Source organism: Frankia sp. RB5 (assembly GCF_059816245.1).
This window is the reverse complement of sequence record NZ_JCBATA010000007.1, coordinates 21,896-47,962: the sequence shown is the minus strand read 5'-3', so window position 1 is coordinate 47,962 and position 26,067 is coordinate 21,896. Positions and strand designations below refer to the sequence as shown.

At 74.8% G+C, this 26,067-nt stretch carries 19 protein-coding genes and 1 pseudogene; 8 read left to right on the top strand and 12 right to left on the bottom strand.

Features of this window, described 5'->3' with window-relative positions:
- Positions 1 to 21: 21 nt before the first annotated feature.
- From AC6EXY_RS05235 to cutA, 3 genes are all read left to right on the top strand, one after another.
- Positions 22 to 2,628 (top strand): RelA/SpoT family protein, encoded by a 2,607-nt coding sequence (locus tag AC6EXY_RS05235; RefSeq protein WP_101834253.1) that lies wholly within the window; start codon positions 22 to 24, stop codon positions 2,626 to 2,628.
- Between the two features lie 21 nt (positions 2,629 to 2,649).
- On the top strand, positions 2,650 to 5,451 hold the full coding sequence (locus tag AC6EXY_RS05230; RefSeq protein WP_499816698.1) for a RelA/SpoT family protein: 2,802 nt from the start codon (positions 2,650 to 2,652) through the stop codon (positions 5,449 to 5,451).
- Between the two features lie 525 nt (positions 5,452 to 5,976).
- Complete coding sequence (gene cutA, locus AC6EXY_RS05225) at positions 5,977 to 6,306, top strand: divalent-cation tolerance protein CutA (RefSeq protein ID WP_101834275.1); 330 nt, start codon at positions 5,977 to 5,979, stop codon at positions 6,304 to 6,306.
- A 139-nt stretch (positions 6,307 to 6,445) separates the two neighbouring features.
- On the opposite strand, the gene AC6EXY_RS05220 is transcribed toward cutA, so the two are convergent.
- Entirely contained in the window at positions 6,446 to 7,954 is a 1,509-nt protein-coding gene (locus AC6EXY_RS05220; RefSeq protein WP_101834257.1) for a helix-turn-helix domain-containing protein, read from the bottom strand.
- Positions 7,955 to 8,122: 168 nt separating this feature from the next.
- On the opposite strand from AC6EXY_RS05220, the gene AC6EXY_RS05215 reads away from it, so the two are divergent.
- Entirely contained in the window at positions 8,123 to 9,982 is a 1,860-nt protein-coding gene (locus AC6EXY_RS05215; protein WP_165818597.1) for a DEAD/DEAH box helicase, read from the top strand.
- 55 nt (positions 9,983 to 10,037) lie between these two features.
- Here AC6EXY_RS05215 and AC6EXY_RS05210 read toward each other — a convergent pair whose 3' ends face one another.
- Complete coding sequence (locus tag AC6EXY_RS05210) at positions 10,038 to 10,898, bottom strand: peptidylprolyl isomerase (RefSeq protein ID WP_101834260.1); 861 nt, start codon at positions 10,896 to 10,898, stop codon at positions 10,038 to 10,040.
- 407 nt (positions 10,899 to 11,305) lie between these two features.
- Here AC6EXY_RS05210 and serS point away from each other — a divergent pair, with 407 nt between their 5' ends.
- Positions 11,306 to 12,568, top strand: coding sequence for a serine--tRNA ligase (serS, locus tag AC6EXY_RS05205; RefSeq protein WP_101834262.1), 1,263 nt, complete (start codon positions 11,306 to 11,308; stop codon positions 12,566 to 12,568).
- On the opposite strand, the gene AC6EXY_RS05200 is transcribed toward serS, so the two are convergent.
- From AC6EXY_RS05200 to AC6EXY_RS05175, 6 genes are all read right to left on the bottom strand, one after another.
- On the bottom strand, positions 12,541 to 13,563 hold the full coding sequence (locus tag AC6EXY_RS05200) for a phytoene/squalene synthase family protein (RefSeq protein WP_101834264.1): 1,023 nt from the start codon (positions 13,561 to 13,563) through the stop codon (positions 12,541 to 12,543). The genes serS and AC6EXY_RS05200 overlap by 28 nt on opposite strands.
- A 56-nt stretch (positions 13,564 to 13,619) precedes the next feature.
- Positions 13,620 to 14,579 carry a VWA domain-containing protein gene (locus AC6EXY_RS05195; RefSeq protein WP_101834266.1) on the bottom strand — a complete coding sequence of 320 codons (960 nt, stop codon included), beginning with the start codon at positions 14,577 to 14,579 and terminating at the stop codon, positions 13,620 to 13,622.
- On the bottom strand, positions 14,576 to 15,577 hold the full coding sequence (locus AC6EXY_RS05190; RefSeq protein WP_101834268.1) for a DUF58 domain-containing protein: 1,002 nt from the start codon (positions 15,575 to 15,577) through the stop codon (positions 14,576 to 14,578). The genes AC6EXY_RS05195 and AC6EXY_RS05190 overlap by 4 nt, the downstream gene beginning before the upstream one ends.
- A complete protein-coding gene (locus tag AC6EXY_RS05185; RefSeq protein WP_101834270.1) occupies positions 15,574 to 16,698 on the bottom strand; it encodes an AAA family ATPase in 1,125 nt (374 codons plus the stop codon). The genes AC6EXY_RS05190 and AC6EXY_RS05185 overlap by 4 nt, the downstream gene beginning before the upstream one ends.
- Before the next feature lie 116 nt (positions 16,699 to 16,814).
- Positions 16,815 to 18,326 carry a phytoene desaturase family protein gene (gene crtI, locus AC6EXY_RS05180; RefSeq protein ID WP_499816699.1) on the bottom strand — a complete coding sequence of 504 codons (1,512 nt, stop codon included), beginning with the start codon at positions 18,324 to 18,326 and terminating at the stop codon, positions 16,815 to 16,817.
- A 90-nt stretch (positions 18,327 to 18,416) separates the two neighbouring features.
- Complete coding sequence (locus tag AC6EXY_RS05175) at positions 18,417 to 19,478, bottom strand: polyprenyl synthetase family protein (protein WP_499816700.1); 1,062 nt, start codon at positions 19,476 to 19,478, stop codon at positions 18,417 to 18,419.
- Positions 19,479 to 19,527: 49 nt separating this feature from the next.
- Here AC6EXY_RS05175 and AC6EXY_RS05170 point away from each other — a divergent pair, with 49 nt between their 5' ends.
- A complete protein-coding gene (locus tag AC6EXY_RS05170) occupies positions 19,528 to 20,214 on the top strand; it encodes a DUF4097 family beta strand repeat-containing protein (RefSeq protein ID WP_207770423.1) in 687 nt (228 codons plus the stop codon).
- A gap of 63 nt (positions 20,215 to 20,277) precedes the next feature.
- The gene (gene metF / locus AC6EXY_RS05165; protein ID WP_101833201.1) at positions 20,278 to 21,174 is read left to right on the top strand and encodes a methylenetetrahydrofolate reductase [NAD(P)H]; all 897 of its coding nucleotides are present in this window, start codon (positions 20,278 to 20,280) and stop codon (positions 21,172 to 21,174) included.
- Positions 21,175 to 21,275: 101 nt separating this feature from the next.
- Here the strand turns inward: metF and AC6EXY_RS05160 are convergent.
- Positions 21,276 to 21,515: pseudogene (locus AC6EXY_RS05160) on the bottom strand (hypothetical protein); the annotation flags it as partial.
- Between the two features lie 90 nt (positions 21,516 to 21,605).
- On the opposite strand from AC6EXY_RS05160, the gene AC6EXY_RS05155 reads away from it, so the two are divergent.
- Positions 21,606 to 22,310 carry a CDP-alcohol phosphatidyltransferase family protein gene (locus AC6EXY_RS05155; protein WP_499842306.1) on the top strand — a complete coding sequence of 235 codons (705 nt, stop codon included), beginning with the start codon at positions 21,606 to 21,608 and terminating at the stop codon, positions 22,308 to 22,310.
- 73 nt (positions 22,311 to 22,383) lie between these two features.
- On the opposite strand, the gene AC6EXY_RS05150 is transcribed toward AC6EXY_RS05155, so the two are convergent.
- From AC6EXY_RS05150 to cruF, 3 genes are read right to left on the bottom strand one after another with little or no spacing between them, the layout of a single operon-like run.
- On the bottom strand, positions 22,384 to 24,075 hold the full coding sequence (locus AC6EXY_RS05150) for a phytoene desaturase family protein (protein WP_243407311.1): 1,692 nt from the start codon (positions 24,073 to 24,075) through the stop codon (positions 22,384 to 22,386).
- 42 nt (positions 24,076 to 24,117) lie between these two features.
- Positions 24,118 to 25,311 carry a glycosyltransferase family 2 protein gene (locus AC6EXY_RS05145; protein WP_480014313.1) on the bottom strand — a complete coding sequence of 398 codons (1,194 nt, stop codon included), beginning with the start codon at positions 25,309 to 25,311 and terminating at the stop codon, positions 24,118 to 24,120.
- On the bottom strand, positions 25,308 to 26,045 hold the full coding sequence (gene cruF / locus AC6EXY_RS05140) for a bisanhydrobacterioruberin hydratase CruF (RefSeq protein ID WP_499842302.1): 738 nt from the start codon (positions 26,043 to 26,045) through the stop codon (positions 25,308 to 25,310). The genes AC6EXY_RS05145 and cruF overlap by 4 nt, the downstream gene beginning before the upstream one ends.
- Positions 26,046 to 26,067 lie beyond the last annotated feature (22 nt).

The following is a 26,067-nucleotide window of genomic DNA, read 5'->3' as shown; positions in this document are numbered from 1 at the left end:
GTCCCTACGCAGGAGCGGCCCGTGCCTGAGGCAGCCCCGGTGACCACCGGAGCGACGTCGCCCGCCGCCCCGACCAGGGAGTCGGGGTCGGCGGACGATGCCGCGCGCCCGGTTTCCACCGCTGCGAGCCGGGAGGCGTCGACGCCGGACGGCCGAGGCCTGGCGGCCACCCCACCCGCGGCTCCCGCGCGCGACGCCACCTCCGCGGCTCCCACGGCCAGCACCCCCGCCACCGCCACACCCGCCACACCCGGTGCCGACCTCGCCTCCGCGACCACCGCGGCGATGTCCGGGGACGACGGGTCGCCGGTGATTCCCCGGCTGGGGCATGAGTCGCCGCCGCTGCCGCGGCGCGTGCGCGGCCGGTTGTCCCGGCTGTCCACCCACCGGGCCACGCCGTCGTCCGCGCTCGATCCGGTTCTGCGCGGCCTGCTCGCGAACCACCCGCGGGCCGACATCACGCAGGTCCAGCGGGCCTTCGAGGTCGCCGACGCGGCCCACGCGGGCCAGGTGCGCTTCTCCGGCCACCTCTACATCACGCATCCGATCGCGGTGGCGAGCATCCTCGCGGATCTCGGCATGGACACGACGACGCTGTCGGCGGCGCTCCTGCACGACACGCTGGAGGAGACCTCCCTGACCCCGGAGGCGATCCGGGAGACCTTCGGGGACCAGATCGCGCTCATCGTCGACGCGGTCAGCAAGCTGAACCGGGTCAAGGTCGGCGAGGCGGCGCAGGCGGAGACGATCCGGCGGATGGTCGTGGCGATGGCCCGCGACCCCCGGGCGCTGGTCGTCAAGCTCGCCGACCGGCTGCACAACATGCGCACCCTGCGCTTCCTGCCCGAGCACAAGCAGGAGCGCAAGGCGCGCGAGACGCTGGAGGTGTACGCCCCGCTCGCGCACCGCCTCGGGATGAACTCGCTGAAGTGGGAGCTGGAGGACCTCGCCTTCGCGGCGCTGTACCCCAAGCGCTACGACGAGATCGTCCGGCTGGTGGCCGACCGTGCGCCCAGCCGAGACGTCTACCTCGCCGAGGTGATCGGGCAGGTGCAGTCCGGCCTGCGCGAGGCCCGGATCCGCGCGGTGGTCTCCGGTCGGCCGAAGCACTACTACTCGATCTACCAGAAGATGGTGGTGCGCGGCCGGTCGTTCGACGACATCTACGATCTGGTCGGCATCCGTGTCCTCGTCGACTCGGTGCGTGACTGTTACGCGACATTGGGTAATGTCCATGCGAACTGGAAGCCGATTCCTGGCCGGTTCAAGGACTACATCGCGATGCCCAAGTTCAACATGTACCAGTCGCTGCACACGACGGTCATCGGCCCGGAGGGCAAGCCGGTCGAGCTGCAGATCCGCACGCACGCCATGCACAACCGGGCCGAGTACGGCATCGCCGCCCACTGGAAGTACAAGGAGGACGGCGTCGGCGCCCGGTCGTCGGCCGGCGTCGCGGAAAGCTCGCGCGCCACCCGCCGCCGCGGCGGCGGCCCGGAACCGGACCTCACCAGCTGGCTGCGCCAGGTGCTGGACTGGCAGCGCGAGACGGCCGATCCCGGCGAGTTCCTCGACAGCCTGCGCTTCGCCGCCGAGACCGACGAGGTCTTCGTCTTCACCCCGAAGGGCGACGTCATCCCGCTGCCGGCGGGCTCCACCCCGGTCGACTTCGCCTACGCGGTGCACACCGACGTCGGCCACCACTGCGTGGGCGCGCGGATCAACGGCCGGATCGCGGCGCTGGACACCCCGCTCGACAACGGCGACGCCGTCGAGGTCTTCACCTCCCGGGCGCACTCGGCCGGGCCGAGCGGGGACTGGCTGATGTTCGTCCGCTCGTCGCGGGCGCGGGCGAAGATCCGCCAGTGGCACGCGCGCGAGCGGCGCGAGGACGCGATCGTCGCCGGGCGCGACGCGATCGGCCGGGCGATGCGCCGCCACGGGCTGCCGCTGTCCCGGCTGATGAGCGGCGACGCACTGCTCGGGCTCGCCAAGGACATGCGCTACGCCGACGTGGCCGCGCTCTACGCGGCGGTGGGGGAGAACCACGTCAGCGCCGCGTCGGTGGTCTCGAAGCTCCTGGTGAGCCTCGGCGGCCCGGAGGGCGCCGAGGAGGACGTCGGCGAGACCGAGCTGCCGATCCGCACGCTGCGCCGCTCCACCGGCGAGCCCGGCGTCCTCGTCACCGGGGCGCCGGACGTGTGGACGAAGCTCGCCCGCTGCTGCGCGCCGATGCCGGGCGACGAGATCGCGGGCTTCGTCACCCGGGGCAAGGGCGTGTCGGTCCACCGCAGCGACTGCGCGAACCTCACCGGTCTGCGCGGCGGGCCGCACGACCGGCTCGTCGACGTCGAGTGGGCGCCGTCGTCGGGATCGGTGTTCCTCGCCGTCATCCAGGTGGAGGCGCAGGACCGGACGAAACTGCTGTCGGACGTCACCCGGGTGCTGTCCGACCGGCATGTGAACATCCTGTCCGCGTCGGTGGCCACCACCCGCGACCAGGTCGCGGTCAGTCGCTTCACCTTCGAGATGGGGGACGCGAAGCATCTCGGGAACATCCTGAGTGCGGTGCGGTCGCTCGACGGGGTCTACGACTGTTTCCGCGTCACGTCGGGCGTATCGGTCTAGCGAGACACAAGGGGGCGCGCCATGGACGCAGATACCGTGGGTGCGGGCCTGCCCGCCGGTGGTGGGCTGTCCCCGGCGCTGTCGAGGGCGGACGCCGACGACCCGTCGCGCGCCCTGTCCGCGGCGCGGCAGGCAAGCGTCCGCCTGGCCCACCTGGCCCGGCGGATGGCGACGCCGCGGATGTCGCAGGTGCCGCCAGAGCTGCGGGGCATCGTCGAGGCCCACCGCGACGTCCACCCCCGCGCCGACCTCGCGACCCTGGTGCACGCCTACGGCGTCGCCGAGCGGCTGCACGCCGGCCAGATGCGTCGCAGCGGTGATCCGTACATCAGCCACCCGCTGGCCGTCAGCGAGGCCCTTGCCGAGCTCGGCGTCGACACCACCACCCTCGTCGCCGCGCTGCTGCACGACACGGTGGAGGACACCGGCTACTCCCTTGACGCCGTCACCGAGGAGTTCGGCGGCGAGGTCGCCAACCTCGTCGACGGCGTCACCAAGCTCGACAAGATGCGCTTCGGGGAAGCGGCCGAGGCCGAGACGCTGCGCAAGCTGATCGTCGCGCTCGCCCGGGACTACCGGGTGCTCGTCATCAAGATCGCCGACCGACTGCACAACATGCGCACGCTCGACTTCATGTCCCCGGCCAAGCAGGTGAAGATCTCCCGGGTCACGCTGGAGATCCTCGCCCCGCTGGCGCACCGGCTCGGGGTGAGCGTCATCAAGCGCGAGCTCGAGGACCGCGCCTTCGCCGTGCTGCATCCCGCCGAGCACGCCCGCATCGCCGCGATCGTCGACGAGTTCACCGCCGCCGAGCGTGAGAGCGACTCGGTCGGCGCCATGGTGACCCGGTTGCGCGGCGGGCTCGCCTCGGCGCGCATCGACGGCGAGGTCGCCGTCCGCGCCAGCCACCTGTTCTCGATCTACAAGCGGGCGCAGGAACGGGCCCGGCCGCCGCAGGACTACACCGACATCGTCCGGGTCCTCGTCCTCGTCGACGAGGTGACCGACTGCTACGCCGCGCTCGGCGTCATCCACGCACTGTGGCGACCCGTCCCGGGCCGGCTGCGCGACTTCGTCGCCACGCCGAAGTTCAACATGTACCAGTCGCTGCACACCACCGTCGTCGACGACGCCGGGCGCAGCATCGACATCCAGATCCGCACCCTTTCGATGCACCGGCTGGCCGAGACCGGCATCGTCGCCCGCCCGGTCGGGCCCGGCGCCGACGGTGCCCGGCTGGAGGGCCTGTCCTGGCTGCACAGCCTGCTGGACTGGCAGGAGGACACGGTCGACTCGGACGAGTTCCTCGAGTCGCTGTCCTCCGACCTGGAGTCCGACGAGGTGCTGGCCTTCACCCCCAAGGGGCGGATGATCGCGCTGCCGGCGAGGTCGTCACCGGTGGACGTCGCCTACGCGGTGCACACCGACATCGGCCACCGGGCCATCGGCGCGCGGGTCAACGGCCGGCTCGTGCCCCTGCACACCCGGCTCCGCAACGGCGACGTCGTCGAGATCCTCACCTCCAACCTGCCCGGAGCCGGCCCGTCGGAGGACTGGCTGCGTTTCGTGCGGACCTCTCGGGCACGGGTGCGCATCCGCCGCCGCCTCGCCCGCCAGCGCCGCGACGCGGCGAACGCCGCCATCCGCCAGGTCGGCGCCGACAGCGCGCCCGAGGGCGGTGTCGCGGCCGACGGCACCGCCGGCGAGGTCGCCGCCCAGCTCGCCGGCATCGACAGGTCGGCTGGCGGTGCCACCACCGGCACCGCGCCCCGCCCCGTCGCCGAGACCGCGACGGCGGCCGTCGACGGCACGACGGCGCACGGCACGACGGCGCACGGCACGCACGGCGAGGATGTCCGGGTCGGCGACGTCCCCGCCCACCCCACGGCCTCCGCCGCGGGTGTCGAGGACGCGCCCGCCGGTACCGCTGGGGTCGACAGCGCACTCGCGGCCGACCACGACCACGCCGCCGAGGACGAGGGGAACGCGGCCGGCCCGCCTGCCGGTGACCTGCCCGCCGCGGCCGCGGCCCGCGCCACGCCCGCGCCCCCCGCCGCTGCCGCGCCCACCGCGTGCGTCGCCACCGGACCCGCTACTGAACCCGCCCCCGGTGGGGGTGCGGCCCACGGTGCGCGCGACGACGCTGGCGCCGACGCCGTCGCCGCTGCCGGCGGTCCCGCGGCCGAGGGCCTGGAGGGCGTCACCGTGGCGGCCGGCCGTGGCGGCCGGCGCGCGGCGGGGCGCGATCGGGGCCGAGCGGTCGAGGGCGCCGCGTCGTCCCGGCAGGCACTTCGCCGGGGAGCGCCGAGCCTCGTCGCGGTGGTCGACGACGGCACGGGCACCCGCACACCGGTCCGCCTCGCCCGATGTTGCCTCCCGCTGCCGGGTGACGCCGTGGTCGGCCTCACCACCCATGGCAGCTCGGTCTCCCTGCACCGGTGCGAGTGCGCGAACGCGACCGAGGTGCGCGCCGAGCGGGAGCGGCTGACGGTCGCCGTCTGGTCGGCGCCGGACGTGGCGACGTTCCCCGCGGAGATCGGCGTCGAGGCCTTCGACCGGTACGGGCTGCTCGCCGACATCACCGAGGTGCTCTCGGAGACGTCGGTGTCCGTCCGCGCCGCCTCCACGGCGACCTCCGAGGACCGGGTCGCGCACGCCCGCTTCACCATCGAGGTGACCGGGCCCGGCCAGCTGGACGCGGTTCTCAGCGCCGTGCGTGGCGTCGGTGGCGTCTATGACAGCTACCGGGTGTGCCAGACCCAGCCGCCGGCGACGCCGGCGCGACGGACCAGCCGGGACGTGCAGCCGCCGACCCGGCACTGACCGGGCCGCGCGCGTTCCGCGCCAGGTCCGGTCGAGCAATGACCACGGAACCTACCGGAATCGTCCGATACTGGACATTGGCTGATTCGCAAGAGTGGTCGCCCGGCCACACAGTCATAACCCTTGCGGGCACATCCGGATGGTCCGTGCGGGATAACCCCCAAGGTGCCGTTCCGGTGACGCCGCGTCCCGCCGACACGGCCACCCGGATTTCCGCGCCTTGGCCCGGGCGGGCTCATTGCCGAGAAAGCATTTTTCGCCCGGCGACCCGGCGTGGCCGGCGCCGATGCGCGGTCGTGCCCGATCCGTCCTGCGCTCAGCGTGGTGTATCCACCCCGGAAAGTGCCCTCCACATCAACCCGCCGTTAACGGGTGGCACCGATACCCATCCGTTCCGGGTAGATAAGAGGTGGAATGTCTGAAGAAGAATACCGATGACACTTCTGGGTGCCAAAAAATCGACGGCCCAAGTGACCTGTCGATGTAGAGTATCGCGGGTATCCCCGTGTCCAGATGGGAGTGCGCATGGGTCACCTGCAGGTCATCGTGAGTATCGACTCCCGGGAAGGTGCAGAACGTATCGCCCGGGCCCTGGTGGAGGCTCGACTGGTCGCCTGTTTCCAGGTGCTCGGACCGATGCGGAGCATCTATCGCTGGAAGGGCGAGATCGAGCAGGCCGACGAATGGCTCTGTCTCGCGAAAACCACGACCGAGCGATTCGACGAGCTCCGCGAGCGGCTCGTCGTCCTGCACCCGTACGACAATCCTGAGATCATCGCCACCCCGATCGTCGCGGGCCACGCCGACTACCTGCAGTGGATCACGACGGAGACCGCTCCCACCGTGCGCAGCTGACGTCCGGTTTCCGCGCCGGCCCTGGCGGGGCCGGGGCGGCGACCGGACGTCGTGCCACCAGGCGGTCGTCCCACCCCGGCGCGGGTGGGACGATCCGCCGAGGCCGCAGGAGGGCGGTCCCGGCGAGATCGTCGGGCGGTCAGACCAGGGCGCGCAGCTGGTCGTCCAGGTCGCGCACGGCCGCGGTGTGCTGCCAGGGCCGCAGGTGCTCCCGGGTACGGCGGATGCGGGAGAGGCCGAGCGAGAAGTCCGTCTGCGCCACGATCGCGAGCGACTCGGCCGCGAAGTGACAGGCCGCCTCGATCTCGCGGCGCTGGATGTGCACCTCGGCGATGTCGCTCATCAGCAGCGACCGCTTCTTCGTGGCGCCGGGGCCCGACGCGCGTAGCGCCTCGGTGGCCGCGGCGTAGGCCGCCGCCGGGCGGCGCAGCCGGGTGTAGGTGGTGACCTTCAGACCGTCCAGGCGGCCGCGGTCGAAGAACTGGGTCCAGACCCGGCCGCCGTCGTTCTCACCGCGCTCGAAGGCGTCCTGGGCCCGGTCGAGCGCGGCGAGCGCCGCCCGGCCCTCCCCGCGCGCGGCCTGCTCCTCGGCCTCCCGGGCGGCGAGCCACGCCCGGGTCATCACCGTGCTGCCGCCCGCGGCCCGCCGCTGGGCCTCGCCGAGCAGGGCGCAGGCCTGGTCGTGCCGGCCCTGGCTGGCCGTCTGGTAGCTCTCGTAGCCCAGCACGCAGGCCCACAGCCCGTGGTCGTCGGCGTCGCGGGCCGCCTCGATCGCGACCCGGTAGTAGGCCACCGTCGCGGGCAGGTCGTTCATGTCGAAGGCCAGCCAGCCGGCCAGCGCGGCGGTCTCGCCGGCGGTGGACGTCAGCGACCGGCGCACCGGCGAGCGACCGGTGGACTCCAGCAGCTGGGTGATCCGGCCGAGATGCTCGGTGACCCGCTGCATGAGGACGCGGGCCGGCACCCGCTCCTCCAGGCCGTACAGCCCCGCCGTGCGCTGGCCGAGCTCCTCGGCGAGCTCGGGGGTGACCGTGGCGCGCCGGCGCAGCGCCGCGGAGAGCCGCTCCCAGGGCGGACAGTCGGCCCCCGCGGTCATCGGGACCACCGCGACACCGCCGGCGGCGGCGAGCAGGCGCAGTACGTCGCGCCGTTCCACGGGAATGCCATTCGGGTCGATCACGGCGCTGTCGGCGTGCAGAACCAGCGTGCTGCCGGGCGTCACCTCGCGGCCCGTGGGGCGCTCCCCGCCGGCGGCCGCCGGCGCCATACCCCGGCCCATTCCCGGGTGCATTGCCGCGCCGCCCGGCGGCAGCGCCTCGTCGTCCACGAAACCGAGTTCGACCGACGACCGGCCGAATAGGGCCCGCAGCAGCCGCTGATAACGCAGGCTTGGTTTCTTGTCGCCCTTCTCCCACTTGCAGATCATGTTTCCGGTCACCCCGGCCTCGCGGCCCTCGTGGATGACGGAGAAGCGGCGGATCTCGGTGGCGAGCCGTTCCTGCGACCAGCCTCGCTCCTCCCGGCTCAGGCGCAGCCGCGCGTTCGGCGTGCGGGTAGCCTGACCGCGGACCGTACGGGCGCCGTCGGAAGACAAGCCGGCGGCCGCGGGCGTCCGAGAAGGTACCGAAGGACCGGTCGTGAGCTGCATCGGGGCCTCCGAAGTCAATCGGTTGACTCCTGGAGCTTAACCCTCTGTGAGATAAGACGGTCATACTGTCCGTGGTCCCTTCGGGACCAGTTCCGGGAAGAATGTGGTCCTGGTGGCACGCGGGCGGGCTGCGCGCCACCGCCGGCCGCCGCCTTCTACAGTGAGTGGGTGAGAGCCGGACCCCTCGACCGACGTCCTCGCCAGCCCGGATCCGGAGCTCCCGCGCGGCCCCTGCGCGCGTGGCAGCGCGCGGCGCTGGAGGTGTACCAGGCCCGCACCTCCTCGGGCGCGCGTGACTTCCTCGCCGTGGCCACGCCGGGCGCGGGCAAGACGACCTTCGCCCTGCGGGTCGCCGCCGACCTGCTGGCCGCCGGCGAGATCAGCCGGATCACGGTCGTCGCCCCGACCGAGCATCTCAAGCGCCAGTGGGCGGCCGCGGCCGCCGAGGTCGGCATCGACCTCGACCCGGACTTCCGCAACTCCGCCGGGGCGACCTCGTCCGACTACACCGGCGTCGCCGTCACCTACGCGCAGGTCGCGGCCCATCCGGCGCTGCACCGGGCGCGCACCGCCGCCCGGCGCACCCTCATCGTCCTCGACGAGATCCACCACGCCGGTGACGCGCTGTCCTGGGGCGAGGCCGTGCGTGAGGCGTTCGCCCCGGCCGCTCGCCGCCTCGCCCTGACCGGAACGCCGTTCCGCTCGGACGTCAACCCGATCCCGTTCGTCACCTACCTGCCGGGCCCCGACGGCGTCCTGCGCAGCGTCGCGGACTCCTCCTACGGCTATGCCGACGCGCTGCGCGACGGGGTCGTGCGCCCGGTCCTCTTCCTCGCCTACTCGGGGGAGATGTCGTGGCGCACCAGCGCGGGCGCGGAGCTGACGGCCCGGCTCGGCGAACCGCTGACCGGGGAGCAGACCGCCGCCGCCTGGCGCACCGCGCTGGACCCCAAGGGCGACTGGATGCCCGCCGTCCTCGCCGCCGCCGACACCCGGCTGTCGCAGGTGCGCGGGGGCGGCATGCCCGACGCGGGCGGCCTGGTCATCGCCACCGACCATGCCGCGGCCCGCGCCTACGCGGGCCTGCTCGCCCGCATCACCGGGGCCTCACCCACGCTGATCCTCTCCGACGACCCGACCGCGTCGTCGAAGATCGACACGTTCCGCCGGTCGGAGGCCCGCTGGATGGTGGCCGTGCGGATGGTCAGCGAGGGCGTCGACGTCCCCCGCCTCGCGGTCGGCGTGTACGCCACCTCCGCCTCGACGCCGCTGTTCTTCGCCCAGGCCGTCGGCCGGTTCGTGCGCGGGCGCGGGCGGGGCGAGACGGCCTCGGTGTTCCTGCCCAGCGTGCCGTCGCTGCTGGGGCTCGCCGGGGAGATGGAGGTCCAGCGCGACCACGCGCTGGAGAAGTCCCCCCGCGACCCGGACGCCTTCGACGACGACGCGCTGCGCGAGGCCAACCGGCGCCGCGACGCCCCCGACCAGCCCGACACGCTGTTCACGGCGCTTGGCTCGTCCGCCCACCTCGACCGGGTGATCTTCGACGGCGGCGAGTTCGGGACGCCGGCGCCCGCGGGCTCCGTTGAGGAGGAGGACTTTCTCGGCCTTCCCGGCCTGCTCGAGCCCGACCAGGTCGCCGTCCTGCTGCGCCAGCGGCAGGCCGCCCAGCAGGCCGCCGCGCGCCGCGACGCCGCCCGCGCCACCACCGAGCAGGCCACCGCCGTCCCCGCGGCCCGGGCCGGCACGGAAGCGGCCGGCGGTATGGGTGGCGCCGGTACGGCCGCGGGTGGCGGGGGTGCGGGTGGCAAGGGTGCGGCCGTGGAGGAGATCCGGCCCAAGCACGAGGTCATCGGCGAGCTGCGCCGCGAGCTGAACCGGCTGGTCGGCGCGCACTTCCATCGCACCGGCAAGCCGCATGGCATGATCCACGCCGAGCTGCGCCGGTCCTGCGGCGGGCCGCCGAGCGGCCAGGCCACCGCCGCCCAGCTCCAGGCCCGCATCGACACCATCCGCCGCTGGGGCGGCTAGCGACGGGACGAACCCGCCGCCCGCCCGTGGTCCGGCCGGGCGGCGGGCCCGCGGGTCAGGCGCCCTGGGTGATGGTGATGGAGAGGATCTTGGCCTTGCTGGCGGGGGCGCCGTCGGAGCCGCCGCCCTCGATGCCCGGCCTGGTGAGCTTGTCGAGGACGTCCAGGCCCTCGGTGATCTTGCCGAAGACGGTGTAACCGCCGGCGAGGGCGGCCGCGCCGTCCTTCGTGGGGTTGGCGTAGTTGATGAAGAACTGGCTGCCGTTGCTGTCCGGGGCGGAGCTGTGCGCCATGGCGAGCACCCCGCGGTCATAGGTGACGCCCTCGGTGTTCTCGTTGGCGTAGCCGTAGCCCGGGCTGCCGCTGCCGGTGCCCGTCGGGTCGCCGCACTGCAGCACGGAGATGCCGGCCTCGGTGCCGCCCGTCTGGCGGTGGCAGACGGTGTCGTCGTAGTACCTGGACTGAGCCAGGGTGAGCAGCGCGTGCACCGTGCAGGGCGCCTTCGCCGCGTCGAGGCTCGCCGTCATCGTCCCGGCGCTCGTGGTGATCACCATCGTGGCGGGGGAGGTGTCGACGGACCCGGCCGCCTTCGGCAGGGCGGCCCCGCGGGCCGGCGTCTCGCCGTTGGCGGTGTAGACGCACCTGCCGACCTTGCTCGTGGCCGCGGCGGCGGCCGACGGGGCGGCCGACGGGTTCCCCGCGTCGGTGGGTGAGCTCGCCGTGTCGGAGTCGTGGTTCTGGCCGGTGAGCAGGATCGCGGCGATCGCTGACGCCGCGACCACCACGGTCACGAATCCGGCCACGATCGCCAGCCGCTGCTGGCGGCGGCGATGCGCGTCGCGCCGCCGCTGGGTCTGCCGGGCCGCCCGGGCCTCGGCCAGCTCACGCTGCCGTCGTTCCCTCGAACTGGTCGCCACCGTCGCCGGCCTCCTCGACTCTTCGCGTGTGGGGCGGCCCCTCGGTGCCGGGACGACCCTGACAGACGACGGGGCGGCCCCGGGACGCCGGGCCCCGGAGCCCGGGTGGATTGCGTACCCGGGCGGTTCCGCCAGCCCGCCGGGCGGACGGATGTGGTCTGTGCACCGTAACCGGTCGACGTGGCCCCATGGCCGCACGGTCCGGGGCGGGTCGACGTCATGGTGCGGCGTCCGAGCCTCGCACCCGAGCATGCGCGCGTGACCTGTGGCGCGGCTTGCGGCCCTGCGGAGTCGTCGCGGAGGGCTGATAGCGTGGCTGTCAAGGTGCGGTGCGGCACCGAACGCCGCGCCATGGACGTGCCGCGCCATGGACGTGCCGCGGAATCTATCAGGGGCTGACGCGTTTCATGCTCGACAAGCGGTTCATCCGGGACAACCCGCAGGCCGTCAAGGACGCCGTCGCGGCCAAGGGACTCGACCTGGATGTCGACGAGCTGCTCCAGCTCGACCAGGACAATCGCAAGCTGCAGTTCGAGGTCGACACGGCGCAGGCCACCCGGCGCAGCTTCTCCAAGCAGTTCGCCAAGGCGGACGAGGCCCGCCGCGCGGAGTTGCGCGCCGAGCACGAGGCGTTCGACGGCCAGCTCCGGGAGCTGCGCGAGCGGCTGGCCCAGAGCGGCGCCCGGCTCGCCGAGCTGATGCTGCAGACGCCGACCATCCCCTGGTCGGGCGCGCCGGTGGGGCCGGACGAGTCGGCGAACGTCGTGCTGCGCACCGTCGGCACCCCGCCGGAGTTCGACTTCACCCCGCTGGACCACACCGAGCTGGCCGAGCGCCGCGGCTGGGCCGAGTTCGCCCGTGCCCGTCGGGTGGCCGGCGAGCGCGCGTACGCGCTGGTCGGCGACCTGGTGATGCTGGAGCGCGCGGTGCACTCCTACGCGCTTGACCTGCTGCGGGGCAGGGAGTTCACCCCGGTCTCGGTGCCCGCGCTGGTCCGCGAGGAGCCGCTGGTCGGCACCGGGATGCTACCCAAGGCCCGGGAGGAGATCTACGCCATCCCGGCCGACGACCTGTACCTGGCCGGCACCGCCGAGGTCGCGCTCGTCGGCCTGCACGCCGGGGAGATCCTCGACGCCGACCGGCTGCCGCTTCGCTACGCCGGCATCGCGCCGAGCTTCCGCCGCGAGATCGGCAGTGCCAGCCGGGACGTGCGTGGCCTGCTGCGGGTGCACCAGTTCGAGAAGGTCGAGATGTTCGTGCTCTGCGCCGCCGACGAGGCCGAGTCGGCCCGCTGGCACGCCGAGCTGCTCGCCACCGCCGAGCGCATCCTGACCGACCTCGGCCTGTGCTACGAGGTGGTCGAGTGCGCCACCGGCGACATGGGCGTCGGCAAGTTCCGGATGAACGACATCAACACCTGGTTCCCGTCGCTGGGCCGCTTCCGCGAGACGCACAGCTGCTCGACCCTGCATGACTGGCAGGCCCGCCGGGCGAACCTGCGCTACCGCGACGCCGACGGCACGATCCGCTTCGCCCACACGCTGAACAACACCGCCGTGGCCACCCCGCGGCTGCTCGCCGCGTTGCTGGAGAACTTCCAGACCGCGGACGGCCAGCTCCGGGTGCCCGAGGTGCTGCGGCCCTACCTGGGCGGCCGCGAGCTGATCTGAGCGCCGCCGCGCGCGGCGCCGGCGGCATGGTCGTCGCGGTGCCGGCGGTGGGCGCGGGTAGCCCGGACCAGCGCCGGCCCCGCCACCGCGAGACGGCGCGGCACGCTCACCGACACCCGCCGTTCGAGCACCCGGTAGTCGGCGCGCTCCACCTCGTCGAGGATGGCGCGGTAGAGAACCAGCGCGGTACGCATGCAGTCCCGTGAGGTGGGATGCAGCAGCCGGATCCCGGGCTCCGCGGCGCGGAACAGCTCCCGGGCCCGGCTGATCTCGAACGCCAGCAGCCGGCGCACCGGGCCGTCCACGACGCCCGCGGCCAGGTGCTCCCGGGTGACGCCGAACAGGTCCAGCGACGTCGCGGGCAGGTACACCCGGCCGCGGTGCAGGTCCTCGCCGACGTCCCGGACGAAGTTGGCGAGCTGGAAGGCGAGGCCGAGGTCGCGTGCGTAGGGCAGCGCGCTGTCGTCCACCGGCTCGAGCAGCGGCACCATCTGCAGCCCGATGACCGCCGCGGAGCCGTGCATGTAGACGAGCAGGTCCTCCCAGGTCTCGTAGCCATCCACCGTCAGGTCCATCGCCATGGAGGCGAGGAACGCGTCGAAGTGGTCGGGGTCGAGCCCGAAGCGGCGGACCGTGTCGACCGTCGCCGGCAGCACCGACACCCCGCCCGTCGCCGCGTCGCTGGACGGTGCGAGGTCGGCGTCGACGGTCTCGGCGCGGGTGCCCTCGCGCAGGGCGGTGACGAACCGCTCACCCCAGGCCCGCAGCAGCGCGGCCCGCTCGGCGCCGGTCAGTGCCGAGTCCAGGTCGTCGACGATGTCGTCGGCGTGGCGGGCGAAACCGTACAGGGCGTGCACGTGCGGCCGCTTCCAGGCGGGCAGCAGCAGCGTCGCGAGGTAGTAGGTGCGGCCGTGGGCGGCGTGCAGGGCACGGGCCTGGCGGTAGGACGCGCGCAGGCGCGGATCGTCGATCCCGGCGGCGTCGAGCTCCCTCACGTCGCCGCAGCGTATCCGCCCCGCGGGCGCCCCCCGGAGCGGGGTCGTCCGCCGGTTCAGGGCAGGCGGGAGGTGAAGGCCAGCGAGGTGGCTGCGGCGGCGAAGCCCAGGGCCAGGGACAGGCCCAGGAACCAGGTGGTGACCTCGCGGTACTCGGTGCGGTAGCCGATGGAGCTGCCGAGGCTGCGGTACACCGAGCGCAGCTCGTCGCCGCTGGCCGCGCGGTGGTAGGAGCCGTCGGTCCGGTCGGCGATCTCGTGCAGCGCCTGCTCGTTGACCGGGACCGGTACCTCCTGGCCGCCGACGTCCAGCGTGCCGCCCGGGGTGCCATACGCGATGGTGTCGACGGGCACGTGGGCCCGCTTGGCCGCGTCGATGGCCTGGGAGTTCGGCCGGCCGCGGGTGGTCTCGCCGTCGGAGAGCAGGACGACGGCGGCCGGCGGCGGGCTCTGCCCGGCGTCGGACAGCCGCCTGCTGGTGGTGGTGATGGCCTGCAGGGACGCGAACACGCCCTCGCCGATCGCCGTGGCGGGGCCGAGCTGCAGGCCGCGGATACCGGCGCGGACCGACTCGCGGTCGGTGGACGCCGGGACCAGCACCGTCGCGCTGCCGGCGAAGGCGACCAGGCCGAGGTTGATCCGCGGCGGGAGCCGGTCGACGAACGCCTCAGCGCCCTGCTTGGCCGCCTCCAGCCGGGTCGGCGCGATGTCGGTGGCCGCCATCGAGTTCGACACGTCGATCGCCAGGACGATCGTCGCCCGCTCCCGCGGGACCCGCTCGGCCCGGGCCGGGCGGGCCAGCGAGAACACCAGCCCGGCGAGGGTGAGCAGCAGCAGCGCGGCCGGGACGTGCCGGCGCCACCACTGCGGACGCCGCGGCAGCACCGACGCGAGCACCGACGTGGACGACAGCCGCGCCGCGTACACCCGGCGGCGGGCGGCCACCACGACGTAGGCGGCCAGCAGCGCGCCGACGGCCAGGTACAGCCACAGCCAGTGGCCGGCGAGGAAGCTCACCGGGCGGCCGCCTGGACCGGCGGGCGGCGGGCGGCGCCGCGGGCGCGCCGGTTCGCCGACGCGAACCGGACGACGTCGACGAGCCAGTCGGAGTCGGTGCGCAGCACCAGATGGTCGGCGCCGGCCCGGCGCAGCGCGAGCCCCACCTCGCGGCGATGCGCGGCGGCGGCGGCCGCGTACCGCTCCCGCAGCCGGCGCGACGAGGTGGGCACCTCATAGAAGGCGCCGGTCTCCGCGTCGACGACGGGCAGCAGGCCGACGGCGGGCAGGGCGAGCTCCAACGGGTCGAGGATCTCGACGGCGAGCACCTGGTGGCGCGCGCCGAGCACCCGCAGCGGACGCTGCCAGCCGAGGTCGGTGGACTGGAAGTCGGTGATGACGACGGCGAGCCCGCGCCGGCGCGGCGGACGCAGCAGCGCCTGCACGGCGGTGGCGAGGTCCGTCGCCGCGGCCGGCTCGGGACGCCGCGCCGGCCGGCTGTGTGCGCCGCGGGGCAGCGCCAGCAGGGTGCGCAGCAGCGCCCGCAGGCCGGCCCGGCCAGGCCGGGCGGGGATCACGCGGGTGCCGTCCTGGGTGAGCGCGACCGCGCCCATCCGGTTGCCGGTGCGGGCGGTGAGGAAGCCGACGGCGGCGGTCGCGGCGACCGCCAGGTCACGTTTCTCCCAGGCGCCGGTGCCGAACTCGGCGCTGGCGGTGAGGTCGACCAGCGCCCAGGTCTCCAGCTCGCGGTCGGCGATGAGGTCGTGCACGTGCGGGACGGTGGTGCGGGCGGTGACGGCCCAGTCCATCCGGCGCACGTCGTCGCCGACGGTGTACTCCCGGCTCTCGGCCTTCTCGCTGCCGTGGCCGGGCAGCAGCCCGAGATGGTCGCCGAGCAGCATGCCGTCGAGGCGGCGCAGCACGGTGAGCTCGAGGCGGCGCAGCGTGCGCTCCACCGCCGGGTCGGTGCCCCCGACCGGTGCGGCCGAGGCCGCCCGGTTCGCCGGGACCGGGCTCACGGCGTCGAGCCGCGGTCGAGGTACTCGGGGAAGCCCGAGCGGGGGTTCGCGCCCCAGCCGCCGGTGAGCGGGCCGGTGGGATGGGCGGTCTGCTGCGGGTAGGGGCCCTGCTGGCGCGGCGCCACCTGCGGCGGCTGGACGGCCTCGAGGATCCGCGCGGCGATCGCGTCGGCGGACAGCCCCTCGGCCAGCGCCTCGTAGGACAGCACGAGCCGGTGCGGCAGCACGTCCAGGGCGACGGCGGTGACGTCGTCGGGCACCACGTAGTCGCGCCCGCGCAGCAGGCCGAGCGCGCGGGCCGCGGCGACCAGACCCAGGGAGGCCCGCGGCGAGGCGCCGTAGGCGAGGTGGCCGGTGAGCTCCGGCAGCCCGGCCTCGGCCGGCGCGCGGGTGGCGAGCACGAGGCGCACCGCGTACTCGATGATCGCGTGGTGGACGAACATGCTGTCGACCCGGTCCTGCAGCCGCGACAGCGCCCGCGGGTCGAGGATCCGCTCGGGGGCGGGCGGCGAGACGCCCATCCGCCGCACGATCTCCAGCTCCTCGGCCGGGCTGGGGTAGGGCACGGTGACCTTCATCAGGAACCGGTCGCGCTGGGCCTCGGGCAGCGGGTAGACGCCCTCGGACTCGATCGGGTTCTGGGTGGCGAGCACCAGGAACGGCCGGGGCAGCGGATGCGTGGCCCCGCCGAGGGAGACCTGTTTCTCCGACATGATCTCCAGCAGCGCCGACTGCACCTTGGCGGGTGCCCGGTTGATCTCGTCGGCGAGCACGAAGTTCGCGAACACCGGCCCGAGTTCGACGTCGAACGCCTCCTGGGTGGCCCGGTAGATGCGGGCGCCGACGATGTCGGAGGGAACCAGGTCGTTGGTGAACTGGATCCGGACGAACGACCCGCCGACGACCGTCGCCAGCGTCTGCACCGCGAGCGTCTTCGCCACGCCGGGCACGCCCTCCAACAGGCAGTGCCCGCGGGCGAGCAGCGCGACGAGCATCCGCTCGATCATCCGGTCCTGGCCGACGATCACCTTCTTGATCTCGAAGAGGGCGCGTTCGAGCAGGGCCGCGTCCGTGGTGGTGTCCGGGACGGCGAGGCCGGCCGGGCTGAGCCCTTCGTCCATGACCGCATTCTCCCAGCCGCGTCGCGAAACGGGGAACCAAAGGACTCGGCACGGCGCGGTCCGAAGCCACTTCTAAGCCGCTGTTCAGGAACTTTACGATTCTCCGCCGCTGTCCGTCAGCGCTGCGCCCGCGAACGGTAATGACGATCGGGGCCCAGGATCCGTTCCGCGGCGAGCCGGCCGGAGACGAGCACCATCGGTACCCCGACCCCCGGCCGGGTACCGCTGCCGGCGAACACCACGTTCGCGAGTCCCGGCGCCAGGTTCGACGGCCGGAACGGGCCGGTCTGGCGGAAGGTGTGCGCCGCGGCGAACGGCGCGCCCGCCGCCATCCCGCGTGCCCGCCAGTCGGCCGGGGTGGTCACCGCCTCCACCTCGATCGCGGCGTCCAGTCCCGGGTAGCCGCGGCGCTCGCAGGTGGCCACGACCTCGTCGCGGTAGCGCTCGCGCAGCACCGACCAGTCCAGCGGCGCGGTGAGGTTCGGCGTCGGGAACAGCACGTAGTACGCGTGGGCGCCCGCCGGGGCCATCGCCGGCTCGCTGAGCGAGGGGGTGCTGACCAGGAACGACGGGTCGCTCATCAGCTCCCCGCGGTCGATGATCTCGCGGAACGTGCGCCGCCAGGCGTGGCCGAAGTGGATGGTGTGGTGTGCGGTGTGCGGGTAGTCCACCCGGGCGCCGGCGAGCAGCAGGAAGCACGACGGCGAGTAGCGCAGCCGGCGCAGCCGGGCCGGCGCCGCCCCGGGGGGCAGCAGGTCGGTGTACGCGACCGGAAGGTCCGGGTTGAGCACCACGACGTCGGCGGCGATCCGCTCGCCGGCCGCGGTGTGCACCGCCACCGCCCGTCCGCCGCGCACCTCGACCCGGGTCACCGTCGTCTCGTAGCGCAGCGTGACGCCGTGCTTGGCCGCCGCTCCCGCCAGCGCCTCGGCGACGGCGTGCATCCCCCCGCTGGGGTGGTACACCCCGGCGACGCAGTCCATGTAGGAGATGACGGCGTACAGGGCCAGCGCGTCGTGCGGGGCGAGACCGGCGTACATCGCCTGGAAGGAGAACATCCGCTGCGTGCGCGGGTCGTGCAGGTAGCGCCCGACGACCGGGGCGAGCCGGCGGAAGCCGCCGAGTGCCGCGAGCCGGGCCAGCTGCGGGCGCAGCAGCGCCAGCGGCGAGTCGACCTGCGCGTCGATGAAGGTCGTCAGCTGGGTGCGGAACATCTGGGTCACCAGGGCGACGAACCGCTCGAAGCCGGCCGCCTCCGCCGGCCCGCACAGCGCCCGGATCTCCGCGGCCGTGTCGGCGGGATCGGCGCGCACGTCCAGCGACGAGCCGTCGGCGAAGAACGCCCGGTACATCGGGTCGAGCCGGGTGAGCGTCAGCCAGCGGTCGAGGTCCTCGCCGACGCAGTCCAGGGCGTCGGCGATCAGCTCGGGCATGGTCAGCACCGTCGGCCCGGTGTCGAACCGGTAGCCGCCGAGCGTGAGCGTGCCCGCCCGCCCGCCCGGCACCGCCTCCCGCTCGAGTACCGTCACCCGCCGGCCCGCCCCGGCCAGGCGCAGCGCCGCCGACAGCCCCGCGAACCCCGCGCCGACGATGACGACATGGTCCGTCGGACCCTCCACCGTGCGCATCAGCCACCCACCTCCCGTGTCCCCGCGCCGCCCGCCCCACCGGCGCCCTGCGCGCCGTGCCCGGTCACAGTGACCGGTCACAGTGACCGGTCACAGTGCCCGTGCCGTGGCGGCGGTGGCGAGCCGGGTGAGCGCGTCGTGGACCGGGCTGTCGAGGTCGCGGTCGTCCAGGGCGGCCAGCGCCCGCGCGGTGTGCGCGGCGATGCGCTCCTCGGCGAGCGCGAGGGCGCCACTGGCGACGATCAGCTCCCGCGCCCGGGCCAGTGCCGCCGGGGTCGCCGGGGCGGCGACGAGCGCGCGCAGCGCCGCCGCGGCCGGCGGGTCGGCGTGGCGCAGGGCCAGCGTCAGCAGCGCGTTGGGCCGGCCGTCCCGCAGATCCTCGCCGGCGGGCTTGCCCGTCACCGCCGGGTCACCGAACACGCCGAGGATGTCGTCGCGCAGCTGGAACGCCTCGCCGAGCGGCCGGCCGAACGCCGCGTAGGCGTCGAGCAGCCCCGGCGGGGCGCCGGCGAGCAGAGCGCCGAGCTGCAGCGGGCGGATCACCGTGTAGCCGGCGGTCTTGTACCGGGCGATGCGGCCCACCCGCGCCGGGTCCGCGGCCACCCGCCCGTCCGCGTCGAGGAGCCGTCCGGTCAGGTCCAGGTACTGCCCGGCGACGAGCTCGGCGCGCATCCGGGCGTAGGTCGGCCAGGCCCGCGCGAGCGCGCCTGGCGCCAGCCCGCTCGCCATGAGCAGGTCGTCGGCCCAGGTCAGGAACAGATCACCGAGCAGGATCGCGGCCGAGCGGCCGAAGGCGGCCGGATCCCCGGGGCGCCCGTCCGCCGCGTGCAGGCCGGCCAGGCGCCGGTGCGCGCTCGGGCGGCCGCGGCGCAGGTCCGAGTCGTCCATCACGTCGTCGTGCACGAGTGCGCAGGCGTGCAGCACCTCCAGGGAGGCGGCCGCCGTGACGATCTCGTCACAGTCCTCGCCGCCCGCACCGCGCCAGCCCCAGTAGCAGAACGCCGGGCGCACCCGCTTGCCCCCGCGGACCAGCACGTCCTCGGCGAGCTGGACGAACGGTTCGAGCTCGGCGTCGATCCCGCGCAGCGCCTCGCCGCGGGCCCGGGCGAACCGGCGCAGCACGGCGGACACCCGCGGCCCCAGCTCGGTCATCGTCGGGCCCCGGTCATCGCGCGGCGGCGGGGTACCGTGCGGTGTGCCCGTGTTCGACACCGCCGTCGTCGTGGTCGCCGCCGTGCTGCTGGTCGCCGCGCTGGGCGGTCTCTCCCTGTTGCGGCTGCCGCCCGCCGAGCTGGTCCACACCGTCGACGGTATCGACGCCGTCGAGGTCATGGTGGCCGCGGGCCGGGTTGAGGCGGCCGAGCGCGACCGCGCTGACGTGCGCGTCGAGCTCACCGTGCGCCGCCGGCCCGGCCGCGCGTCCCCCCGGGTGACCGTCGCGGACGGTCGCCTGCGCGTCGACGGCCGGCGCAGCGAGGTGCGCGTCCAGCTGGCCGTGCCGCCCGGTACCCGCCTGCGTGCCGAGGTGCTCAGCGGGGAGATCACCCTGTGGGGCTTCGGTGGGGAGCTGTCGCTGGTCACCCGGGACGGCACGATCGCCGGCCGCGAGCTCGGTGCCGGCCCCGTCGCCGCCCGCAGCCACGGCGGCGACGTCACCCTGCACTTCGCCGCGCCGCCGGACGCCGTGCACGCGCGCAGCGACACGGGCCTGGTCACCGTCATGCTGCCCGACGCCGAGTACGGCGTGCAGACCGAGGCCGGCGACCCGCGCGGCGTCGACCTCGAGCTGACCCCGGTGCCCGGCGCGGCCCGCCAGATCGTTACCCGGACGGTCAGCGGACGGGTGCGGGTGGGCCTGACGGCGCCGCTCGGCCCGCTGCCCATCTGAGCCGTCTCCCCGGATCCCGAAGGCCGTCCCAGGGCGTGGTCCTCTCCGGGCTACTCTCAGGGCATGACGGCGGTCCCGACTGTGAGCGCGAAACCGACGACGATGGCCGAGTTCCTCGCCTCGGGGGTTCCGTCGTTCTCCTTCGAGTTCTTCCCGCCCCGCACCGCGGACGGCGAGCGCCAGCTGTGGACGGCGCTGCGCCAGATCGAGGCGCTGCGCCCGTCGTTCGTCTCGGTGACCTACGGCGCCGGCGGCTCCACTCGCGACGGCACGATCCGGGTGACCGAGCGCATCGCCACGGAGACCACGCTCACCCCGATCGCGCACCTCACGGCGGTCAACCACTCCGTCGCCGAGCTGCGCCAGGTGATCGGCAACTACGCCGGCGCCGGCGTGCGCAACGTGCTGGCGCTGCGCGGTGACCCGCCGGGCGACCCGCAGGGCGAGTGGGCGGCCCACCCGCGGGGCCTGTCGTACGCCGACGAGCTGGTCCGGCTGGTGCGCTCCGTCGGTGACTTCTGCGTCGGCGTCGCGGCCTTCCCCGACAAGCACCCCCGCTCGGCCGATCTCGACGCCGACGCGCGCCACCTGGTCGGCAAGTTCGACGCCGGCGCCGACTACGCCATCACCCAGTTCTTCTTCGGCGCGGACGACTACTTCCGCCTCGTCGACCGGGTCCGCGCGCTGGGCTGCGACAAGCCGATCATCCCGGGGATCATGCCGGTGACCAACGTCGCGCAGATCGTCCGGATGGCGCAGCTGTCCGGCGCCGCCTTCCCGCCCGCGCTCGCCGCCCGGCTGGAGGCGGTCGCCGACGATCCGGCGGCGGTGCGGGCGATCGGCGTCGAGGTCGCCGCCGAGCTGTCCCGGAGCCTGCTCGACGGCGGCGCGCCCGGCCTGCACTTCATCACCCTCAACCGGTCCAGCGCCACCCGGGAGATCTTCCAGGCCGTCCGGTAGTGCCGCGACGGGGCCGCTCAGGCGTCCCCGTCGCCGACCGCGCCGCGCGCCGGCTCCGGGTCGGGACCGGCCGCCGGGTCGGCGGTGTGGTCGGCGGTGTGGTCGTCGTAGGCGTCGAACACGCACAGCAGCCACTCGTCGCGGAAGGCGCGCTCGCGCACCAGCGCGAACCCGGCCTGGTTGGCGGCGTCGATCACGGCGGAGACCAGGCCCAGGTCGAGGGTGTTGAAGACCGGGGCGATGTGCACCGCGAGGATCACCTGGTCGCGGTGCGCGGCGAACACCGTCTCCGCGTCCAGGTCATCGAGGCTCGCCACCACGCCGTTCGCCTGCTCGGTCACGTCGCTGACTGTATGCCGCGGCCGCGATCGACGCCGCCGGTACGCTCGGCGGCGGCCACCGGCGGGAGGCGGCGGGTCGCCGCGGGCACGATGGACGGCGTGCGCACCCCGGTACCCGACCGCGACGCCTACCTTGACCGCTGGGCGCGGCTGCACGGCGGCTACGACCCGCGTGACGGCCTGTGGCTGGTGCGTGCCTGGCTGACGTGGGTGCACCGGCTGGCGAGCCCGCTGGCGGCCCTGCGGGTGCCGCCGTCCGCGGTGACGGCGGCGGGCGTGGTCGTCACCGGGCTCGCGGTGCCCACGGCCGCGGCGGGCGGGCGCTGGCCGCTGCTCGGGGTCGCGGCGCTGGTGGTCGGGGGCGTCGCCGACAGCGTCGACGGTGCCGTCGCGGTGCTGACCGACCGGGCCGGGCCCCGGGGCTTCGTGCTGGACTCCGTCGCGGACCGCTGCGGGGACATGCTCTGCCTGACGGCGTTGTGGTGCCTCGGCGCGTCGGGCGGCCTGCTGGTCGCGGCCGGCTGCGCGCTGTGGCTGCTGGAGTACACCCGGGCGCGGGCCGGCAACGCCGGGTTCGGCGAGATCGGCGTCGTCACGGTGGGGGAGCGGCCGACGCGGCTGATCGCCACGGGGTTCGGGCTGGCGGGGGCGGGCCTGGCAGCGGGGCTCGCGGCGCTCGGCGCGACCATCGCGGCGGCGGTGACGCTGGCCGTCTGCGTGATCGGCGTCGCGCAGCTCGGGCGGACGGTGTGGGCGGCGCTGGGCCCGGCCGGGCGACCCGAACCGCGAGAATGACCTGACGACGCGCTGCGCTACGCCGTGGTGAAGAGCGACCCGGGTTTCGCGGGTTCGGCGATGCTGCGCGCCGTCAGGCCGGGCCGATCAGGTCGGCGGCGATGGCGGCGGACAGGACGACCAGCGGGAGCCCGCCGCCGGGATGCGCCGAGCCACCGATGTGGAACAGGCCGGGGACGCGGGTGGTGTTCGGCGGGCGCAGGAAGGCCGCCCGGGCGCCGTTCGAGGAGCTGCCGTAGATCGCGCCGCCGACCGAGCCGGTTCGTCGCTCCAGATCGGCGGGGGTGATCGTCTCGTACCAGCGCAGCCGCGGGCGGACGTCGAACCCCCGGGCGGCGAGCAGGTCGAGCAGGTGGCGCGCGTACCCGTCGGCGAGGCCCGGGCGGTCCCAGTCCAGTCCGCGCGCCACCACCGCGCGCCCGTCCCCGCGGGACCGCTGGGTCCCGCGGGACCGCTTGTTACCGCGGTAACGCCCGAATTCGCCGAACCGGTCGACCCACGCGGCCGGGCCGCCGCCACGCCGCCGAGCGGCCTGGCTGGCAAGGTTGGCAAGGTTGGACCAGCCGGCGAGATCGTCCGGATCGGCGAGGGCGGATGGATCGGCCTGGTCGGACGGGTCGGGGCCGCTGGGGACATGGGGGGCGGCGTTGACGAGGACGAACCAGGCCTCGTCCCCGGGCGGGGCACAGGCAGGGTCGTCGGGAGCGCTCACGTAGATCGCCGGGTCGGGCGCGAGCCGGCCGCCGAACACGGTGTCGAACTCGGCGTCGTAGTCCGCCGGGAAGGTCACCGTGTGGTGACCGAGCCCCGGGGTGCGGCCGGACAGGGCCAGCAGCAGCACGAACCCGGACATCGACCGGGTCGCCCGGCGCACCGCGCGCCGGCCGGCCGGGTCGTCGACGAGACGGCCGTACAGGCTGGCCGCGTCCACGTCCGCGACGACGACGTCGGCGGGTAGCAGCACACCGTCGGCCAGCCGCACCCCGTCCACCCGCCCGCCGGGGGTCCGCGTCACCGTGAGCACCCGGGTGTCCAGCAGGAACCGCGCCCCATGCCCGGCGGCGCGCTCGGCGACGGCCTGCCCGAGCCGGCGCAGCCCGCCCGGCACGTACCAGGCGCCGAAGTGACGTTCGGCGTGGACGACCGAGACCAGGGCGGCCGGGGCGCGGCGCGGGTCGGAGCCCGAGTAGGTGGCGTAGCGGTCGAGGAGCTGGCGCAGCCGCGGGTCACGCAGCAGGCCGGTGCCCAGGTGGCGCAGGCTGCGCCCGGGCGCGACCGCGCCGATGTCGCCGGGGGAGGCCCAGGCGAGTCGGGCGAGGCCCGCGGGACGGACCGGGCTGGACAGGAACGGCCCCTCGGCGGCGTCGAACACCCGTGCGGCACGGGCGGCCAGGCGCCGCCAGTCGGCACCCGCGCCGCCGCCGAGGCACGCGTCGAGTTCGGCGGTGAAGGCGTCGTCGTCCGCGTGCGCGGCGAGTGTGGTGCCGTCGGCGAACCGGTAGGTGGCGATCGGATCGAGGCGGCGTAGCGCCACGGCGTCGCGCAGCGGGCCGCCGGTCGCGGCGAACAGATCCTCGAACACACCGGGCATCGTCAGCAGGGACGGGCCGGTGTCGAAGCCGAATCCGTCCCGCTCGTACCAGCCGAGCTTCCCGCCGATCTCCGACGACTGCTCGCAGACGGTGACCTCATGACCGGTCGCGGCGAGGCGGGCGGCGGCGGCCAGGCCACCCATCCCGGCGCCGATCACCACCACCCGGGCCACAGCGACGACTCTACGGCCCAACCAGCGGCCCCGCCCCGGCCGTCAGCGGATCCGGTCCGGCCCGACGGGGCGGCCCTTCCAGCGGGCGCTGCCACGGCGGCGGCGCCACCAGGACAGCGCGGTCAGGTAGCCGACCAGGACGATCGAGACGGGGTGGGCCGCCGCGTCCGGCCAGCGCCGCCCGCCGGTGCGCCGGGCCGTGACCAGCCGTCCGGCCACCCCGGCCAGGTAGCCCACCATCCCGGCCCGCCGGCCGCGCAGGGCCGCGACCGCCGGCAGCACGAACAGCCACCACAGCAGGCCGACCTGCGCGGCACTGCCCGCCGCGCTGCCCCCGGCCGCGGCGGCCAGTGACTTGGCGTAGCCGTCGCGCAGTGACGTCCAGTCGGTGTACATCCGGTTCGAGGCCAGGTCGGTGCCGTCGACGACCACGCCGCGCCCGCCGTCGCGCTTGATCGCCCGCAGCAGGGCGATGTCCTCGAGGATCTGGTCGCGGACCCCCGCTCCCGCGTGCCCGCCGGCCCGCCGGTACGCCGCCGCGTCCACGCACAGGAACTGCCCGCCGGCGGCCGTCAGCGACTCCCGCGCGGACCGCTCCGCCGCCCGCAGCGGCAGCAGCGCCAGCCACGACCAGGCCAGCAGCGGCTGGACCAGCCGCTCGGCGAGGCTCACCGCCTCCTGCCGCGGATACGGCGAGATCAGGTCGAGGCCGCTGTCGCGCAGCAACGCCACGGCGCGGGCGATCCCCGCCGGCGCGACGATCACGTCCGCGTCGACGAAGACCAGCACCGAGCCGGTCGCGGTGGCCGCCGCCCGCGCGCAGGCATGCGGTTTGCCGAGCCAGCCGGGTGGCAGGTCACCGCCGCGCAGCGCGACGACCCTGCGGTCGCGGTTCGCCCAGCCGGCGAGGATCGCCCCGGTGGCGTCGGTGGACCCGTCGTCGTAGACGACGACCTCCAGGTCGGCGACGTGCTCGGCGGCGAGCAGGGCGGCGAGGCAGCCGTCGAGCCGGGTGGCCTCGTCCCGCACCGGGAGGATCACCGACACCCGCTCGGGGAGGTCGCGGGCCGGCGGCGCGACCCGCAGCAGCCGCGCGTTGACCACCGTGTGCGCGGCCACCCCGACCGACGCCACCGCCGCCGCCCGCGACACCACCGCCGCCCGCGACACCACCGCCGCCCGCGACACCACCGACCGGCGGCGCCCCGCCCGCCACCCGGCCGGCGGTCGCCTCACGGATCGCCCTGGGGAACGTCCCGGCGGTCGCCTCGCCAGGTCCGCAGGCCGGTCGCGAGCACCGCCCCCATCGCCAGCCCGCCGGTCACGGCGACACCCGGACGGCCGAAGAAGGCCGCGTTCGCCAGCACCGAGGACAGGTAGGTCCACCCCAGCAGGGCCAGCGGGATGGCCTCGTCCCGCCGCTCATGGCGATGGCGGTCGGGCAGCGCCAGCAGGACGCCGGTCAGCACCGTGCCGACCAGCAGCCAGCCGAGGAAGTTCGTCAGCGGGATGCCGTTGAGCGCGGGCCCGGACGCCGACCAGGTCCAGTGCCCCGCGGCGACCATCTGCGGATCGAGGAACAGGTCCCAGGTGGCCAGCACCAGCCCGCCGAGCAGCGCGGCGCGGTCCGGCGCGTGCTCGTGCCGGCGGGCCAGCACGTAGGCGGGGTAGGCCATCATCGCCCAGGCCAGCGGGACCACGGCGGCGACCCCGAACACCCGCGGACCCAGCGAGCCCCCGTAGGCGTACCGACCGAACGGCACCCCCGTGTGCACTCCCAGCGTCTCCACGGCGAGCCCCGTACCGACGGTGGAGACGAGGTAGGCCGCCGTCCAGCGCGGGCCGCGGGTCGCCGCCGCGTGCAGGACCGAGGCGGTGAGGACGGTCAGCACCGAGATGATCGTCAGCGCGGCGCGGCTCGTCCCGTCGACCAGCGGATAGGGGATCTGGACCGCGAGGGTCGCCGCCACCGCCAACCACGCCCAGCTCGGT

Excerpts from the sequence above, each read along its gene's own strand:
- crtI (WP_499816699.1), bottom strand. The coding sequence starts at position 18,326 with ATGCGCACGGTGGAGGGTCCGACGGACCATGTCGTCATCGTCGGCGCG.
- AC6EXY_RS05220 (WP_101834257.1), bottom strand. The coding sequence starts at position 7,954 with ATGCAGCTCACGACCGGTCCTTCGGTACCTTCTCGGACGCCCGCGGCC.
- cutA (WP_101834275.1), top strand. The coding sequence starts at position 5,977 with ATGGGTCACCTGCAGGTCATCGTGAGTATCGACTCCCGGGAAGGTGCA.
- AC6EXY_RS05230 (WP_499816698.1), top strand. The coding sequence starts at position 2,650 with ATGGACGCAGATACCGTGGGTGCGGGCCTGCCCGCCGGTGGTGGGCTG.
- serS (WP_101834262.1), top strand. The coding sequence starts at position 11,306 with ATGCTCGACAAGCGGTTCATCCGGGACAACCCGCAGGCCGTCAAGGAC.
- AC6EXY_RS05155 (WP_499842306.1), top strand. The coding sequence starts at position 21,606 with ATGGACGGCGTGCGCACCCCGGTACCCGACCGCGACGCCTACCTTGAC.
- AC6EXY_RS05185 (WP_101834270.1), bottom strand. The coding sequence starts at position 16,698 with ATGGACGAAGGGCTCAGCCCGGCCGGCCTCGCCGTCCCGGACACCACC.
- AC6EXY_RS05175 (WP_499816700.1), bottom strand. The coding sequence starts at position 19,478 with ATGACCGAGCTGGGGCCGCGGGTGTCCGCCGTGCTGCGCCGGTTCGCC.
- metF (WP_101833201.1), top strand. The coding sequence starts at position 20,278 with ATGACGGCGGTCCCGACTGTGAGCGCGAAACCGACGACGATGGCCGAG.